14 protein-coding genes are annotated in these 16,067 nt (G+C 51.2%); 4 read left to right on the forward strand and 10 right to left on the reverse strand.

Translation table 11 applies throughout. The annotated features are described in order from the left end of the window. Positions 1-20 precede the first annotated feature (20 nt). Both AC1DWB_RS09145 and AC1DWB_RS09150 read right to left on the reverse strand, forming a co-directional pair. Complete coding sequence (locus tag AC1DWB_RS09145; RefSeq protein WP_477540741.1) at positions 21-1,208, reverse strand: NAD(P)/FAD-dependent oxidoreductase; 1,188 nt, start codon at positions 1,206-1,208, stop codon at positions 21-23. Between the two features lie 64 nt (positions 1,209-1,272). Then, a complete protein-coding gene (locus tag AC1DWB_RS09150) occupies positions 1,273-2,619 on the reverse strand; it encodes an aminotransferase-like domain-containing protein (protein WP_477540742.1) in 1,347 nt (448 codons plus the stop codon). 173 nt (positions 2,620-2,792) lie between these two features. On the opposite strand from AC1DWB_RS09150, the gene AC1DWB_RS09155 reads away from it, so the two are divergent. After that, on the forward strand, positions 2,793-3,725 hold the full coding sequence (locus tag AC1DWB_RS09155; RefSeq protein WP_477540767.1) for a DMT family transporter: 933 nt from the start codon (positions 2,793-2,795) through the stop codon (positions 3,723-3,725). Positions 3,726-3,728: 3 nt separating this feature from the next. Then, positions 3,729-4,505 carry an arylamine N-acetyltransferase family protein gene (locus AC1DWB_RS09160; protein WP_477540743.1) on the forward strand — a complete coding sequence of 259 codons (777 nt, stop codon included), beginning with the start codon at positions 3,729-3,731 and terminating at the stop codon, positions 4,503-4,505. 93 nt (positions 4,506-4,598) lie between these two features. On the opposite strand, the gene AC1DWB_RS09165 is transcribed toward AC1DWB_RS09160, so the two are convergent. From AC1DWB_RS09165 to AC1DWB_RS09185, 5 genes are all read right to left on the reverse strand, one after another. Next, positions 4,599-4,901, reverse strand: coding sequence for a type II toxin-antitoxin system RelE/ParE family toxin (locus tag AC1DWB_RS09165; RefSeq protein WP_477540744.1), 303 nt, complete (start codon positions 4,899-4,901; stop codon positions 4,599-4,601). Then, entirely contained in the window at positions 4,888-5,160 is a 273-nt protein-coding gene (locus AC1DWB_RS09170; RefSeq protein WP_477540745.1) for a type II toxin-antitoxin system Phd/YefM family antitoxin, read from the reverse strand. Before AC1DWB_RS09170 ends, AC1DWB_RS09165 begins: the two co-directional genes overlap by 14 nt. 110 nt (positions 5,161-5,270) lie before the next feature. After that, positions 5,271-7,160, reverse strand: coding sequence for an FAD-dependent oxidoreductase (locus AC1DWB_RS09175; RefSeq protein WP_477540746.1), 1,890 nt, complete (start codon positions 7,158-7,160; stop codon positions 5,271-5,273). Continuing rightward, positions 7,141-7,989 (reverse strand): hypothetical protein, encoded by an 849-nt coding sequence (locus AC1DWB_RS09180; protein ID WP_477540747.1) that lies wholly within the window; start codon positions 7,987-7,989, stop codon positions 7,141-7,143. The genes AC1DWB_RS09175 and AC1DWB_RS09180 overlap by 20 nt, the downstream gene beginning before the upstream one ends. A 72-nt stretch (positions 7,990-8,061) precedes the next feature. Beyond that, complete coding sequence (locus tag AC1DWB_RS09185) at positions 8,062-8,901, reverse strand: helix-turn-helix domain-containing protein (protein WP_477540748.1); 840 nt, start codon at positions 8,899-8,901, stop codon at positions 8,062-8,064. Positions 8,902-9,162: 261 nt separating this feature from the next. Between AC1DWB_RS09185 and AC1DWB_RS09190 the strand changes: the two genes are divergently transcribed. Then, positions 9,163-11,868, forward strand: coding sequence for a cellulase family glycosylhydrolase (locus AC1DWB_RS09190; RefSeq protein ID WP_477540749.1), 2,706 nt, complete (start codon positions 9,163-9,165; stop codon positions 11,866-11,868). A gap of 163 nt (positions 11,869-12,031) precedes the next feature. Further along, on the forward strand, positions 12,032-13,357 hold the full coding sequence (locus AC1DWB_RS09195) for an ABC transporter substrate-binding protein (RefSeq protein ID WP_477540750.1): 1,326 nt from the start codon (positions 12,032-12,034) through the stop codon (positions 13,355-13,357). 159 nt (positions 13,358-13,516) lie between these two features. Here AC1DWB_RS09195 and AC1DWB_RS09200 read toward each other — a convergent pair whose 3' ends face one another. The 3 genes from AC1DWB_RS09200 to AC1DWB_RS09210 are packed head-to-tail and all read right to left on the reverse strand — an operon-like array spanning position 13,517 to position 16,058. Continuing rightward, positions 13,517-14,467, reverse strand: coding sequence for a sugar phosphate isomerase/epimerase family protein (locus AC1DWB_RS09200; protein WP_477540751.1), 951 nt, complete (start codon positions 14,465-14,467; stop codon positions 13,517-13,519). Positions 14,468-14,480: 13 nt separating this feature from the next. Further along, positions 14,481-15,230, reverse strand: coding sequence for an HAD family hydrolase (locus tag AC1DWB_RS09205; protein WP_477540752.1), 750 nt, complete (start codon positions 15,228-15,230; stop codon positions 14,481-14,483). A gap of 30 nt (positions 15,231-15,260) precedes the next feature. After that, complete coding sequence (locus AC1DWB_RS09210; protein ID WP_477540753.1) at positions 15,261-16,058, reverse strand: DeoR/GlpR family DNA-binding transcription regulator; 798 nt, start codon at positions 16,056-16,058, stop codon at positions 15,261-15,263. Positions 16,059-16,067 lie beyond the last annotated feature (9 nt).

The raw sequence follows: 16,067 nt of genomic DNA on the forward strand, positions 1-16,067 counted from the left end.
CTCTTTGGCGTCATGGCCCCTCATCCTCGTAGCATACTGGAAAATTCCCACAAGAATGTTTTGATTTTATAAGCGAGTTTACCGGTTAGGATCACATCCAGCCCCCATTTGTGCGCCCACATGACGCCACGATCCGGTCCCAAGCCTACTGTGAAGGACTCGATCACCGACTTATGTTGCGGAGCTGGACGGCCAGCCAAATCTGCACATATGATATTGCCTAGCCGCTGGGCTTGAGGTATTGCTTCCTTGCAAGTCATTCGGTCGGCCTTCCCGCTCGTCGGATCGACGATATGCGCGCAATCGCCAATACCGTATACGCCAGGCATTTCCCGGACACGATAGCATTCGTCCACGATCACCCGACCGTCCTTCGTTAGGGGCAACGCCATGCTGCGGAGAGCTGGATTCGGAACTAGACCAAGCGTCCATATCGTTAAGCCAACAGACAACGGAACGCCTTCTGCGAAAATAACCTTACCGTTGTGCTCACGTAACACATTACGCCGGTGATGGACTGTAACACCACCTTCAGCCAAGTAGTGTTCCAGCTTGCGGCCGACTTTGGCTGGCCCCTCCAGAAATAACCGCTCTTGCCTATTCAGAAGGTGGATTCGCACCGTTGCCGGATTGATTCCCATCAACGTAGCCTCAGCCCGAATGGCATAGGCCAGCTCTGCGGCCGTCTCGATACCGGTAATACCCGCACCCGCGACGGCTATAGACAACAAACGCTGCCTTTCATCCTCTGTGGCCGCTCCAGCGGCAAGTTTCAAATTCTCACGCCACTGTTCCCGAATGCGCTCCGCCGATTCCAAATCGGTCAACGCGATACCGCCCTGATCCGATTGCGGTTGCCGGAGGATGCTGCCGACCGCTATGACGAGAACGTCGTACTCCATCTGCTGATCATGTCCTGCGGCATCCTGGTACAGCAGGCGTTTATTCCGATTGTCTACATTTTGAACGGTTCCTTGCACAAAATGCGTCCCTTCCGGCAAGATCTGCTGCCAAGGGACTGTAATATTCTCTCCCCCAACAGCTGGCCGGAATAGCAATACCTTACGCAGGTGATAAGGCTGCTTATCGAGAAGGATCAGGCGAAGCTTGCGACCGTCCTGTTGTTCCTGGTACGCTTTCCGAATCGCCTTGACGGCGTGAATACCGGCGAATCCTCCGCCCACTACGGTACATGTCAACTCTTTCATTCTAACCCACTCCTTATTCGCGCATTTGCAAATATAACGAGGGGCGGTTGATTATTGTGACACGTTAAGACCGTCCACTTCCCAGCCTCACTTCGTCGATGATCGCCTTAACCCCCTCCTCGATTTGCTCAGGCCGCGCTCGTGAGATGCTGATCCGCAGAAACTTCTCGCGCGCTAGGTAATTGGACAAATAAAACCCTTTTCCGGATACAACGCTGACTTTTCTAGCGGCGAGCCGCTTCGTTAGGCGATCCAGGTTGACGGTCTGCGGCAGCTTGAATTGCACATAAATACCCGAGCGAACGTCCGATATTTCGATCAATCCCGCCTCATTAAACCGCTCTACAGCCTCATTCAGCGCGCGAATCCTTGCTGTGTACTGGCTGCATATGTTGCGCTTGTGGCGCTCGTACATGCCGTTGTTAATGTACACCTCGAGTGCAGCCTGGGATAATAGCGAGGTGTCGGAGTACTTTTTGTGTGCGTGGAACGTCTCAAGCAGCAGCTCCGGCAATACGGCTGCGCCCAATCGCAAGCCCGGGAAGATGATCTTGGAAAAGCTCTTCAAATAAACGACATGCGACGTTCTGTTGTACGCATATATGGGATCGAACCCTCGTTCCACACCCAAGTCGGCCATGTAATCGTCTTCTACGATATACACGTTATATTTGCTAGCCAAGCTGGCAATTGTTTTCCTCTCCTCCACGCTATACGAGGTTCCCAGTGGATTGTGGTATCTGGACATGATGTAAAAAAATTTAATCGTGCCGGTCTTGAACTTCTCCTCCAATTCTCGCAAATCGATCCCTTTCGCCGTACGGGCGATTCCGCTAACCGGTATGCCCTCTTTCTCGAGAAATCGCAAATAAATATCGTAGCTTGGCTGTTCGACCAAGATAACCGAGTTCCCATTCGGAAACGGCATTTTCGCCAAAATATCCAACGCCTGCTGCACACCCGAAGTCACCACAATCCGCTCCGCATTCGCAAACACCTGATCTCCTGCTAGGTGAGAAACAAGCGTATGACGAAGCTTCTCCAGCCCTTTGGAATCACCATAGGTGAACAACTGGTGTTTGTACAGATCAATCGCCTTGTTCAAGCAATGCTGGAAATCCAAATACGGAAACACGTTTACATCCGGCAGTACCGATGCGAAATCTATGATTAGATCTTCCTTGTCGTTAGGCCCTTCTCCCTGTCTTTCGACTACGTAATAGCCGCTTTGCGGGATCGAATAAACGACGTGCCGCTTTTCCAATTCTGCGTATGCATGTATGACCGTACTGATGCTGCATCCGTACAACTCCGCGGCGTTGCGAACGGAAGGCAGCTTTTGGCCTGGGCGGTATTGCCCTTCTACAATATGGCGTTCGATATCGGAAAGTATAGACAAATATTTTTTCATTTCATGCCACTCCCCCCGCCTTTCTCTACTCATTATATAAGACTTGGTCAACTGTATCGATACAGTTACAATAATTCGAACTTGTTCAGGTGATGATTTCGCTCTATCATTTCCAGTAACGGATACATGTTCGTGAACGTGATCCTGTATTCTAAATAAAGGAGGAAACCGTCATCTATCCAAAAGAACGTAAGCTTGCATACTTAGCAGCGATACTCAACTCAATCATAATCGGATTTTCGTTTTTGTTTACGAAGATAGCACTTGAACACGCCCAACCTATTGATACGCTGACGTACCGTTTTGCCATATCGTTCGCAGTCATGTCAATTCCGGTTATGTTCGGCCGAGTTAAGCTACACTACCGCGGTAAACCATTATATAAAGCGCTGCTGCTCGCAACCATGTACCCACTTGGTTTCTTCACGCTTCAATCATTTGGTTTGCAGCACGCCACCTCTTCCGAGGGAGGCATCTTGTATGCCTTCACGCCGGTCTTGACGATGCTATTAGCCGCCCTATTTTTGAAGGAAGCGACGAACGTCCTACAGAAGCTATCGATCTTCCTGTCCGTATTCGGCGTTGTATTTATCTTCTGGATGAAAGGCAGCAGTATCGATTTGTCGAACATGACAGGGATATTCCTGTTGTTCTTCTCGTGCCTGGCATTTGCAGGATACAGCGTGTTGGCCCGATCATTATTAAGAACCTTTAGCCCTGCGGAAATCAGCTATTTGATGCTAGGCATCGGCTTCGTCACTTTCCTAGTAATATCGCTTACGGATCATGCGACCGCCGGGACACTCGACCAGTTGATCGCACCACTCGCCAGCGGCACCTTTATCATGTCGATTCTCTACCTGGGTGTGATGTCTTCGCTTCTAACAGCACTGATGGCCAACTATGCCTTGTCCCAGCTAGAAGCTTCAACAACAAGCGTATTCTCCAATCTGGCGACTGTCGTCTCGATCATTGCTGGGGTGATGTTCTTCAATGAAGAAATCACGATGTATTCCCTTATCGGTTCGTTGATGATCATAATTGGGGTTATTGGAGCGACTCGATTAAGTCGAACAAAAAGCAAAGGCGCAAAAATGGAGGAATGAGTAATGAGTGAACTTAATACTTTATTTCGCAAAAGAATCGGTCTTTCGGTGAACGAATCTATTCCTTTCGAAGACTTGGATAACGTTCTGGAAAAAATGGCCAAAACTGTTCCTTTTGAAAATTTGCGTATATTAGACAATCAAACCAGCCTGATCTCCGAACAAAGCTTAGTGAACAAAATACTAGTCAATCAAGAAGGCGGACTTTGTTATGAACTCAACTCGATTCTCTATCTCTTCTTAATCGAAAATGGGTTTAACGCCGTTCTGACGCGTGCGGTTGTCTATAATAATGATACTGGGGCGTATGGAACAATTGGAAGAACTCATGTAACCATTCTTCTCACTCACGAAGGACAAACGTATGTCGTGGATACTGGATTTGGAGGGAATTTACCACTAAGGCCTGTCCCCTTAAACGGAGAAACCATAACTTCGGGTAATGGACAATTTCGCACCCAACCGGTGGATGGTGAGCTCGGAGACTATGTGATTGAAATGAAATTGAAACATAAGGATTCCGATTGGAGGATCGGATACGTCTTCGATTCCAAGAAGTCTTTAACCAGCATATCGGAATGTAATGCCGTCCAGAAAATTATCGTGGAACACCCGGAATCCTCATTTAATAAAAATCCGTTAGTCACAAGACTAACGGATGGTGGAAATCTAACCTTAACCAACACTACTTTCACACAATGGGAGGATGGCGTAGTTACCAAAGAGAACATTGACAGCGTGAGATACAAGGAGCTGTTGAATCAACATTTTGGGATGTAACGACAAGCTAAGTCCTATTCTCCACAGGACTTAGCTGTTATCATGCATATTCATATTGATCATTTGATGCTGCAAAGTCCAATTACGCTATTATCACAATATTGAATCGTAGTACCTTTTTCCATGCAAAATACGTCTGATCTGTACTACATCGCCCTTGACCACATAAAACACTAGATAGCTATGCACGGCTAAAACACGATAACCCTTCAATCGAAGCGTAGAATTTTTGATCAAAGGGCATCGAAACGGCAGTTCTCCAAGTGATGCAACCTGATCACTAATGTCATCGTATAGCTTGAATTTATCAAAAGATGATTGTTCGTTAAGATAATCGATGATCTCCTGTAAATCCCTCTTCGCGGCTGGGAAAATCAGCACCTTATATTTTCCCACGAATATTTGACCTTAACTTCCGAGACACTTCCATGAAGTCCTCTCCAACTGCGCCGTCTGCAATTTCAGCTTCAGCTTCGGACAACTTGCTATATAGTTCAATCAAGGCTTGCTGACGTTCATATTCTTCGATACTCATGACCACCATGTCACCAGTGCCATTCTTTGTTATAAATACAGGCTCCCGCTCCCTGTGGCAAAATTCGGATATTTCATTCGCGTTATTACGCAAATCTGAAATCGGGCGAATTGTAGGCATATAAGTACCCCCTCAACGATATCTTACGGGATCAATTATAGCACAATTACGAGTAAATTAACCGCCATATTAGGAGTAAACATCACCACAATAGATGATTGAGGGTAATTTCACACGCCGTATACCGCTTCCCGGCCCGGCTTCCCCCATCGGCGAATCGCACGGTCGATCAGCAGCCGGATTTTATCGTCCATCACGTTGCGGATTTCCGAGCTTCCTTTAAAGGAAATGACCAGAGATCCGTCAAGCTGCGACAAATATTGTTCGAACGCTTCCGCGATTGCAGGCCGTGTCTCCTCGTGGCAGTCTCCGATGGAAGATAGTGCTATCAGAGCATAAGAGACGTATTGGAAGCGCAAATCGTGCTCATCGGACAAAAACTCTTTGTTGCGGTCGATATAGGTAAAGCCTTGCCGCGTCTCCAATATTCGCAGCAGCTCGGGGACCGCCTCCTTGTCCGTCAGCTTGCCCAGCAGGTACACCGCCGCATATCCGCGTGCCTGATTATATTTCAAGCTCGTCAAGGGCACGAACGGATCGCGTTCCCGAACCATCTCCCGCAGCACGGGAGCCGCTTCCGGGGAATCCAGCAGCGCGAGCGCCATGGCGCTGTGCTTGCGCAGATGCTCCGAGTCGTCTCGGTCGATCCATTCCAGCAGGTGTGGCCGGATCGCCTCTCCCAGTCGCCGGGCCGACCAGATGGCCACGCCCGGCTTCGTGCCGGAGAGTCCGACCCGGATCTCCTCGACGTTTTCCTGCCATCGAATCGGACCGTTTGCTTTCTCCCCCTGGGCGAGCCTGTGCTCGAAGTACACTTCGTCGCGCTCCGACAAGCAGCCCGCTTCTCGCAGCAGCCGCGCCAGCTCCGGATACGGTACGTCCTTAAGCGGAATTTGGTTCGTGATGGCTACGGAAGCGGCGTAGGCGGCAGCTTCCCCGCATTTCTGCATATCCCGCTTCATGCGGACGCAGGAAGCCATGTCGTGGTCCACCGCGAGGCAGCGTCCCGCAGCCAGCAGTCCGTCGTAGCCTTTGGGGATAAGCGCTCCGAGCGGAATCGGCACGGTGAATTTCAATCCCCACAAGCTTGCGGCCACGGTCCAATCCCGCTGCAGCGCGCTTTCGAAGGCGACATCCTTGCTGTGGTTGTCCAGATTCGAGTAGGCCATGAACAGCGGTTCCCGGGAGTAGTCCTCCTGCAGAAATCCGGCCAGCGTAACGTTGTCTTCCCCGACGATAAACTGGCTCTCACGAACTCCGAGCTGCGGAGCGATTCGCATATAATGCTGATCCTCGTCGTAATGCGCCCTGAGATGGGTGGACAACAGAGCGGATTCCACGATTGCCGCCGACATGCTGTCCGGATTTTCCGGAAAGACGTACCCGGAATCGGTATAATAGGCGCGTACCCGCTCTCCATCCATCCCGAACAAGGCGTTCGAGAAAGGCTGCGCCTGACCGTCGAAGTCGCGGCCGCCGCGCAGCTCGCAGCCGGCCAACCGGCACACGTCCGCATTGCCCGTGCTGTCGATGACGACGCGGCTCTCTGCCGTATAGCGTCCAAGCTCCGGGGAGAAGCATTCCAAGCCGGTTACGGTCCTGCCTTCCATCCGTACGCCGACAACGGTCGTTTCGTAACGAATCGCCGCCCCGGCCATGACCGCCTCCTGCTCGAGTACATATTGCTTGCCTTCGGCATTGACGCCGAAGGAGGGGGTGTACACGCTTTTTTCCGTAGCCTGTACCTGGAAGTCGATTTCCTCGAATAAGCCCCCCCGGGTACCGAAATAGTAGCCGATCACTCCTCCGGCCGTACCGGCGCCTCCCATGCACGTATGCCGGTCGATCCCGAGCACCCGAAGACCTTGCCGCGCCGCCGCGATGACTGCGACAGCGCCCGCCGTGCCCAAGCCGACGACAATCACGTCATAGGTTTCCCGAGCAGGCCTGTCAGCCGGGACGCTCCTCTGCATATCCGTACTATTCGACTCTGGCCGCATCGCGCATTCCCTCCGCCGTTCTATAATAATCGTAGCCTTGATCGATCGCGGCCAATGGATTTGAAAGCGTTTCCGAAGGGAGCCATATCCATCGCTCACCCTGCCGATGCGGGCCGCCCGGAACGTCCGACTCGAATTCCCCCGCCACAGCCGCGATCGTCCATGGCGCCCATTGTGCTGGTCTCGCCTGCCAATATTGATGGAGCTTCTGCCTCGCTTGCAGCCAATCGTCCTCGGGAGCGACCGCCGCTTTCAGGATGACCTCGGAACGAAATCTTCCCCTGTAAACCGACATCGTTTCGTCGATCGGGTCCGGCATGGCCGCATTCCGGATATCCGAATGATGGAGATAAGCGTTTACCCGTTTGCGCTTCGGTACGACAAGACTCCCCGGAACCGTAAGACGCTGCGTCGACGTATCCACGATTCTCTCGGCGAACACCGGGCGGCATCCGGAAGCGTCATGCAGCAGCACTTCGTACCGTCCGCCCCGCTCGGAAACGCCCACAATCTCGGTCAGAAACTTGACCTTCAGCCCATATTGCTTGATGAGCAAGCACAATACGGGATGCACACCCGGCAGGTGAACCGGGCCGCTCTCCTCCATCAGATTGCGCCCGATCAGCGCTTCCCGGAACCGCTGTCCGAACTCCGTAGCCGGCAGCCCCCATCCGAAGCCCGGATTGAATGCTTCGATAAATTCCCGCCCGACCGAGGCGGTGCGCTCGACGACGATCACGTCCCGCTTCGCCTCCAGCGCGGCCACTGCCACGCCGAGGCCGGCTAACGTAGCGCCGCATACGAGCAATGAGCACTCTGTGCGATCCACCTGAACAACCTCCTCCTGTACCACTCGTTAATTGGGCCCAAACGTTCCTAACCTTACCCAAAGCCGTGCGAGCTACGCCTTCCTGTACTCCCGGGGCGGCATGCCCGCATGGCTCGCGAACACTCTGGCGAAATAGAGCGGATCTTGAAAGCCGACCTTCCGCGAAACTTCCGACACCGTCATATCGCTGCTCTGCAGAAGCTGCTTCGCCTTGTCCAGCCTGATCTTCGTAATGTACTGCGTCGGTGTGCAGCCCGCCACCTTTTTGAACATGATCGAGAAATAGCTCATGGACAATGCGGCTACTTCGGCCAGCTCCTCCCTTTCCAAAGGCTCGGCGTAATGGCTTTTAATATATTCCATGCTTTTGGTTATGGCGCGACGGACAAGGTCGCCTTCATTCCTTTGCAAGTACAGCTTGCGCACCTCGCCTACGATGTTCTGGAACATCAGTCTAGCCTGCCACTCGTAATCCACGTCCTTCTCGTGCCACAGATCGTACAGACGCTTCATATGAAGGGCAAAGCTCTCGATGTCGGCCGTTTGCGTTACCATCGGCAGCGGCAGGCTGTCTTCCTGCGGGTCGAGACAGGTGATGGAGTTTGCGTCCCACTCGATCAGCTTGTAGTCGTAATGCACGGAATAAAACTGTAGCGGCTGCTCCGACGTATACGTGAGCTGACATTTGCTGCTATGCGGAAAATAAAACACGGAACCGATAGACAGCGGATAATGGACGCCGTTAATGATCACCACCCCCGCTCCATGGGTGACAAACATGAAATTTCGCAGAGAAGTTTTCTCATACGTTACCGTACGAGTATGCTTGCCTTGAATCTGCCAAAATTTGCGGTCGCGCCACAACACGCCGATGACCCGAGGATGAAATCGCGAGAAGAAGGCATTGTCCATAAACGACCCTCCTGTTCCGTAACGTTATTATAGTTGCTACTCGATGCGGATAAAATGGAATTTAAAACTGATATATGGATTTATGTTTTATGATGCAGAGTTCAAACATTTGTCCATGTATCTATTTTTTTATCCATTTACTAGTGTTATCGCTTACATATACAGTGAAGCCATGGAAGGATAAGGGCTTTCCATACTTGTGAAACAAGAGAAAAGGAGATTGACCGACAACCTGCAAAAAAAATCAAAGGAGATCGAAATATGAAAAAGATACGGTTATGCACGATTTTATTGCTTGCGCTCTTGATGCTGCCCGCTTCATTTCCTCCGCTGCAAATGAGAGCGGTTTCTGCCGGCCCTGCGGCGCAGCTAGCTTCTCCAGACATTTTGCGCGGATTCATGACAAACGGAAAATTGACCGATAATGACTTCGAATCGATGAAAAGCTGGGGCGCGAACGGAGTACGCCTGCAAGTTTTGGTGCTAAGAGAAGCGGAAAAACTGAAGAAACCGTTGTGGGACGCTTGGCCGACCATTCTAGATATGTTGGAGCAGGAAGTCGTTCGCGCCCGAAATGCCGGGCTGAAAGTAGTGATAGACATGCATGGGCCCCCTTTGCCGAATGTCCAAGCCAATCAGCCGGAAATGTGGTCGAGCCCAGACCTTGTTACCGGTCTGAAGAAAGTATGGAAAGATATTGCACAGCGGATGGCTCCATATAGAGACTCTATCTGGGGTTATGATTTGCTGAACGAACCGCTCGATCGCACGCAGCTGCCCAATATGCCATCCCAGTGGCCGGCCATAGCTACCGAGATCATAACCGAAATTCGTACCGTCGATCCGGATACGTATATTATATTCGAGACAGGCCCGGGGTTTTATTTTACAGGCTTCCGCAATTTAACGCAGCCGCTGCCGGACCCGAAAGTCATCTACAGCGCTCATTTTTACGCGCCGAGTTATTTTACGCACCAAGGAATCCTGACGACGGACGTAAACCAGCATTATCCGGAATTGCGGCTCGGGGAGTTATGGGACAAACAACGGCTCGAGCTGGAAATGCAGGCAGCCGACGATTTTCAGGCGAAATGGAATGTTCCGATTTACGTCGGCGAATTAAGCGTCATTCGCTGGGCTCCGAAAGAAGACGCGCTGCAATGGCTGAGAAACGTGTTGGACCTTATCGAGGAACGGGGCTGGTCGTGGACGTACCATGCTTTCCGCGAGTTTAACGCGTGGAGCTTGGAGCACGATGAAACGTACTATAATTACAAAGACGCAAGCATCCCCTCGCCCCTGCCCGTAAATTATGAAACCGAACGCGCGAAAGTCGTAAAGGAGTATTTGCGCAAAAATAACACGATTAATACGACTTTGCAAGGGCCAAAATCGGTCGAGGCCGGCCGCAAGTTCGCGCTTCAATACGGTTTGCAGCAAGTGACGGGTCATGTCTACGGTCAGGACGTTGAAGTCGCTTATGACGAGCATGCATTAAAGTTTGATTCGGTCGATTCGCTGCAGAACGATTTCAAGATTACTAACGTACAGAAAAACATTCCCGGCAAAGTCCGTTTCTCCATTACAGGGAAAAGCAACCGGGATTCCGTATCGAGTGACGGAGTCGTCGCAAAAATCGAATTCAAAACGTTGGAGCCCGGCACGACTGATATCAAGGTCAACAGCGCGGTGCTGTCCGGCGGAGCCGGAGAAATGTGGCATGCGGGTTCTTCTTCCTTCCATCTCTATATCGAGGACGACGGCAACAATGCCATGGAATGGAACTTCAATCGTATAGGCGAATGGGAAGGCTGGACCGTGCAGCAGGATGCCGTCGGCGCCGTCAATATCGGAACGCTGGACTGGGCAACGAAGACGAGCGGGTTTATACAGTCGCCGGAACTTGATGATCTGCAAGCAGGGAAATTGTCCTATCTCAAAATGAATATAAAAAACAGCAGGCCGGCCAGCCACGCCAAACTGTATTTTATAACGAATTCGGACTCGGTCTGGAATGAACAAAAATCGGTAGGGATCACATTGATCCCATATAGTCAAGGGTTCGTCCAGCATACGGTAAACATGGGGGAGAACCCGCATTGGAAAGGGAAAATACGGCAGATCCGGCTAGTTCCGGAACCGTCCAACGGGACCCTTTACGTTGACTACATCCATTTGACACGCGATCGGGACGCGGATCGGGAAGCTCCGTCTGCCTTATCCGATCTTTCCGCGAAGGCGGTAACCCACAATTCCGTCCAGCTGTCGTGGACTGCACCCGGAGGAGACGGGAATACGGGGAAGGCCGCATTTTACGACATTCGTTTCGCCGCCCAGCCGATTACCGATGCCACTTGGGACAACGCGACTCATTTGACCGGCGAACCGCTGCCCGCCGCTGCCGGAACTGAACAGAATTACACGATTAACGGTTTGAGCGAACATACAACCTACTATTATGCCATTAAAGCGGTAAACGATCAGGCGAAGGTGTCCCCTCTTTCCAATGTGCTGACCGTTACGACGAACTCACGTCCGGAGATCATCAAACAATGGGAGTTCGATACGGCCGGCAGTACGGAAGGATGGACTTTGAACAGCCAACTCGGCGGCACCGTTTCTGGCGGAAGCTTGGCGCTCACATCGAGCGGTAACGATCCGTACCTGCTCTCTCCGGATAATTTGGCGATTGCCGATTCGCTTACGTACCGGAATATCCGTATCCGTTTGAAAAATGATAGTCCTTATACGAAATCGCAGTTGTTTTTTACAACGTCCGGAGATCCGTCATGGACATCCCAAAAATCAGTTACGTTTACGCTCACGGCTCAAGATGGGCAGTACAACGAATACGTCATCAATATGGGTCAAAATACGAACTGGAACGGAGTTATCCGCCGGCTCAGATTCGATCCGATTATCGGACAAGGTACGGTCCATGTCGATTGGATCCGAGTGACCCAGTAAGCTTAAGATCTATATTTGACAATCTAAGCGGCAACCATTTCTCCATGTATTCATTTTTTTCTCTATTTCACATAAGATACCGCTTACATATAATTAAAGTTACCGAAGGGTAAGGGCTTTCCTTACCTGTGAATCAGTATCCATATATAGGGGGAATGATCCGATGAATCGTACAAAAAACAAAACAAAACGAATGGTTCCATGGATGACCGTTGCCATATGTTTGGCGTTACTTCCTGCATGCTCCGGCAGCGGCTCTTCCGGCAAACCATCGGCGCCTGAACAAACCGATCCGGTCGAGCTGACCATCTTCTCCGGGGTCTCCTCCATTACCCAAGAAGAGTTTCAACGGACGATCGAGGCTCCCCTGCGCGCCAAATATCCGAACTACAAATTGAACTATCTCATCTCGGGGCCGCAGGCGAAGCTGGACAATATGGTGGTGACCGGAAGCGCGCCGGACATCGTCATCACCTCGATCGGCGGGTTATACAGCTCTGTAATCCCCTACCAACTCCAATATGATGTTACGGACCTGATCAAAAAGCATAAATACGATCTGGCGCGCATCGAGCCCTCCACGATCGATTCGTTAAGAAACGCCTCCGGCAACGGCGCCTTGTACGGACTTCCGAAATATACGAGCACTGTTGTGCTGTTTTACAATAAGGACATTTTCGACAAGTTCGGGGTCGCTTATCCGAAAAACGGGATGACTTGGGACGAGACGTCCAAGCTTGCCGCGCAGATGACGCGGACGGTCGACGGCGTCAATTATCGCGGCATGTCTTTTTTCTCCAGCAACATGATCGGGGATAACCAGCTTTCTTTGTCGCCGATCGATGCGAAGAGCGATAAAGCCTCCGTCAATAGTGTGGATTACCAGAAGTTGTTTCAGACGTACAAAAGCTTTTACGATATCGTGGGCAACAAACCGGCAGCAGCTTTTAATGGGGACAACGAGTTGAACTCTTTCTACAAAGACAAAAACATTGCAATGGTCATAGCCCCGTTGTCCGGGTACGGACGATTCGAGAACGACAAGGAGCTCAACTGGGACATGGTCGCCGCTCCTACCTTCCCCGACAAGCCCGGCGTCGGCTATCAAGCGAATACGATCTACTACTTCATAAGCAACACGAACAAAAAAGCGGAGCAGGCTTTTCTCGCCGTCACGCAGCTGCTGACAGACGAGGTTCAACTGATGAGCAACAAAGAAGGTAGGGCAACTATTCTGGTCAGTGAAGCGATACGCGCCACATTAGGGGAAGAGAGCAAGTCCAAAAACAAAAATTTCAAAGCTCTGTTCTACAACAAGTTCGCCACGACGCCGACTCCGAACACGAAGCTGGCCCCGCTCGTCAACGCCGGATCGATCTTGGACAAAGAATTCGGCGAGATGATCAAGAGCGGAACCGATGTGAATACGATGCTCCGGCAGGCCGAAGACAAAATCAACAAGGCGATTGGCGAAGCCATGAGCAAGTAAGCATGACTAAGTAACGTCCGTGAATCGAGATTCGCGGGCGTTTTGCTGTCTGCTCCGGTTGAACGGGACAGTCGAGACGATGAACAATCAGCGAAGTTATACTGAATCGTTAATAAAAAGGAGCACGAATGCCCCTTCACAGTCTTTCCCGCTATACTGTTACCGGCAATACTTTTCTCTCAAAGCCAGCGTATACTTGACGGATTGCTCCACGCCTCTCTCTTGATCTGCAATCATTTGCTCCAATAGTTCTTCCGGTGGATAATAATAATCGAGCGGTTTGATGACGGACAAGTCATAAGGCGGCTGCCCGACTTTAAACGCGCCTTCACCGACTTCGAATACTCCTCCGGCTCCCCGTTCTCTTTTGAAAGCAGTAGCGTATGGGAAACACATTTCCACGTTAATCCGGGTCAGGGTCGACTGCTCGACAAGAATTTTGAAAATTTGCTCCAAGTCGATGTTGCCGGTCCCGACAGGAACGCCGCATACCCGGTAATCGTCACCGTCATGAACGATGATGTGATCTTTGAAATGGGTGGTGAATGCATACGGCGCCAATTTTTTGACAGCTTCGACCGGATCTTCCCATGCCATCATGCTGTTTCCTACATCGCAATGCGCGCGTACCCAAGGGCTGCCAACTTCCTCGATGATACGGATAACCTCGCTTGTCAGCTCTTCCTCATGGTTTTCCACAGCCAGCTTTATTCTGTACTTCTGTAGCAGCGGCACGATTTGCTTAATGTTTCCGGGTGCAGCAAGCAGCCTGTTGGGGTCGTATGTCCCCATGCAAGTGTATGTCCGGATAACATCCGCCCCGATCTGGTGGGCGACATCGATCACTTGTGCCAAATGCGACGGGTCGGTACCGTTCGTATCGATTTCGGCAAAAAATCCGTATTTCTGAATTTCGGCCTTTACCCTTTTCAAATATTCGGGTTCGAACGATTCGAGTGTCCCCCATCCCGGCAGTTCGGGCCACTTCACAATATTGATCATGACCCCGTCCAAGCCCAGTTCGGCCGTCTTTCTGATGAACTGAAAAATATCTATTCTTCCTGTAATAAACTGCAGATGATAGCTCTCTGTTTCCAAACCGATTTTCATGCACACTCTCCTATCAGTCTGTCTGCCAGATCAACCGTCCGCCCTCCGCCACGATGTCTCCGACGGAACGGATCACGTGATCGGCACCCTCCAGCTCGGACCATCCGCTGACGCCGGATAGAACGCCAATGGCAAGAGCGGCCGAACCGTTTCTGGCAAACTGTATATCCGTCACGGTATCACCCGCTACGGCCACTTCTCCCGCACTCATATCGCAGGCCTCGCAAAAAGCGTGAATCATACTTGGACTCGGTTTCTTTTCGTAGCAGTCCGAAGTGCCGATAAAGTCGAAATAGGCTGATACACCCTCATGCTCCAGAAAAAAATTCGTCGATTCAAGATCGTCCGCCGTTGCAATGCCGATTTTAAGTCCGTGGCTGCGAAGCTGCCCGAGCAACTGATGCAAATCCGCGGTCGGCTTTAAATTGTGCCGATTCGATTGGGTCAGCCGGTAAAGCTCTTCAGTCAGCCAACCCTGCAAATGCTCCAGTTTATCCAGATTCACCTGTCTCTCTCTGAGCACTCGAACGAACGCTTCCGATAGATCCTGTGTGGTACCGCTGGCGAGAATCCCTTTCGGATCGACTTGATTCCCGTGCAAACCGATGGCGCCGAACAAGCTTTCTTTGGCCGAAGGATCTTCTTGCAAGCCGAAGTCCGCCAGCACACGATCGGCCATTTGCGTCGCCACCGGTACCCAGCCGGAATAAAAGTCGATTAAAGTGCCGTCTTTATCGAACAGAATACCTTTGATCGTTTTCAATGTAGGTTCACCCAGTCTATTGTTGGTTGTTTATCCGCACTCCGTAGTGTCCTCGTCCGCTATGATCCAATCGATGTTTTCAAGGTAAGGCTTCCACGATGGCGGCGCAGCCTGATCGCAAACGATCGCGTGTATGTGATCCAGCTGTGAAAATTTGCATAACGCTTCTATGCCGATTTTGGAATGATCCGCTAGAATGATCGTCTCTTTTGCGACCTGAATCATTTTGGAGGAAATCGAATAATCTTCCAGGCTGTACTCCGTAACGCCTGAAAGCGAAATGCCTCCAGGAGAAATGAACGCTTTGTTCACGCTGAACAGATCCATCATTTTCTCGCATACCGAACCTCTTGCCGAATATTGCTCCGCATCCAATTCTCCCCCCAGCAGAATCACCCTTCCATGGAACAAGCCTTGGTTTACGGAATCCATTAAGGCGTGGGCCGCAGGCACCGAATTGGTCAGAATGGTTACTTTATTCACTCCGCGTATGCAATGGGCCATTTCTAGGATTGTGGTTCCTACGCCCATCACGATCGTATCTCCGTCTTTTACCAGCTGCGCGGCTCTTATAGCCACTTTCTTCTTTTCTTCCAGGCGAACCTGTCTTCGCTGAACGAACGGGGGCTCCCCCAGCTGAAAATTGATTTTGACGGCTCCTCCGTGCACACGCTTGAGCAATCCTTCCTTCTCCATCACATCGAGGTCCCGCCGGACGGTTTCCATCGATACGTCAAGCAGGCGGGCCAACTCAGCCGCGTTCACCTTCCCGTAAGCTTGCAGCCGATCAAGAATTGCGGTTTTTCGTTCAACGGACAATACGGACATTGTGCTCTC

The organism is Paenibacillus sp. P4_E11 (assembly GCF_056401635.1).

What these genes read in the sequence shown, in the direction of transcription:
- AC1DWB_RS09145 (WP_477540741.1), bottom strand. Translation starts at nt 1,208, where the DNA reads ATGAAAGAGTTGACATGTACCGTAGTGGGCGGAGGATTCGCCGGTATT.
- AC1DWB_RS09150 (WP_477540742.1), bottom strand. Translation starts at nt 2,619, where the DNA reads ATGAAAAAATATTTGTCTATACTTTCCGATATCGAACGCCATATTGTA.
- AC1DWB_RS09160 (WP_477540743.1), top strand. Translation starts at nt 3,729, where the DNA reads ATGAGTGAACTTAATACTTTATTTCGCAAAAGAATCGGTCTTTCGGTG.
- AC1DWB_RS09170 (WP_477540745.1), bottom strand. Translation starts at nt 5,160, where the DNA reads ATGCCTACAATTCGCCCGATTTCAGATTTGCGTAATAACGCGAATGAA.
- AC1DWB_RS09175 (WP_477540746.1), bottom strand. Translation starts at nt 7,160, where the DNA reads ATGCGGCCAGAGTCGAATAGTACGGATATGCAGAGGAGCGTCCCGGCT.
- AC1DWB_RS09185 (WP_477540748.1), bottom strand. Translation starts at nt 8,901, where the DNA reads ATGGACAATGCCTTCTTCTCGCGATTTCATCCTCGGGTCATCGGCGTG.
- AC1DWB_RS09190 (WP_477540749.1), top strand. Translation starts at nt 9,163, where the DNA reads ATGAAAAAGATACGGTTATGCACGATTTTATTGCTTGCGCTCTTGATG.
- AC1DWB_RS09195 (WP_477540750.1), top strand. Translation starts at nt 12,032, where the DNA reads ATGAATCGTACAAAAAACAAAACAAAACGAATGGTTCCATGGATGACC.
- AC1DWB_RS09200 (WP_477540751.1), bottom strand. Translation starts at nt 14,467, where the DNA reads ATGAAAATCGGTTTGGAAACAGAGAGCTATCATCTGCAGTTTATTACA.
- AC1DWB_RS09210 (WP_477540753.1), bottom strand. Translation starts at nt 16,058, where the DNA reads ATGTCCGTATTGTCCGTTGAACGAAAAACCGCAATTCTTGATCGGCTG.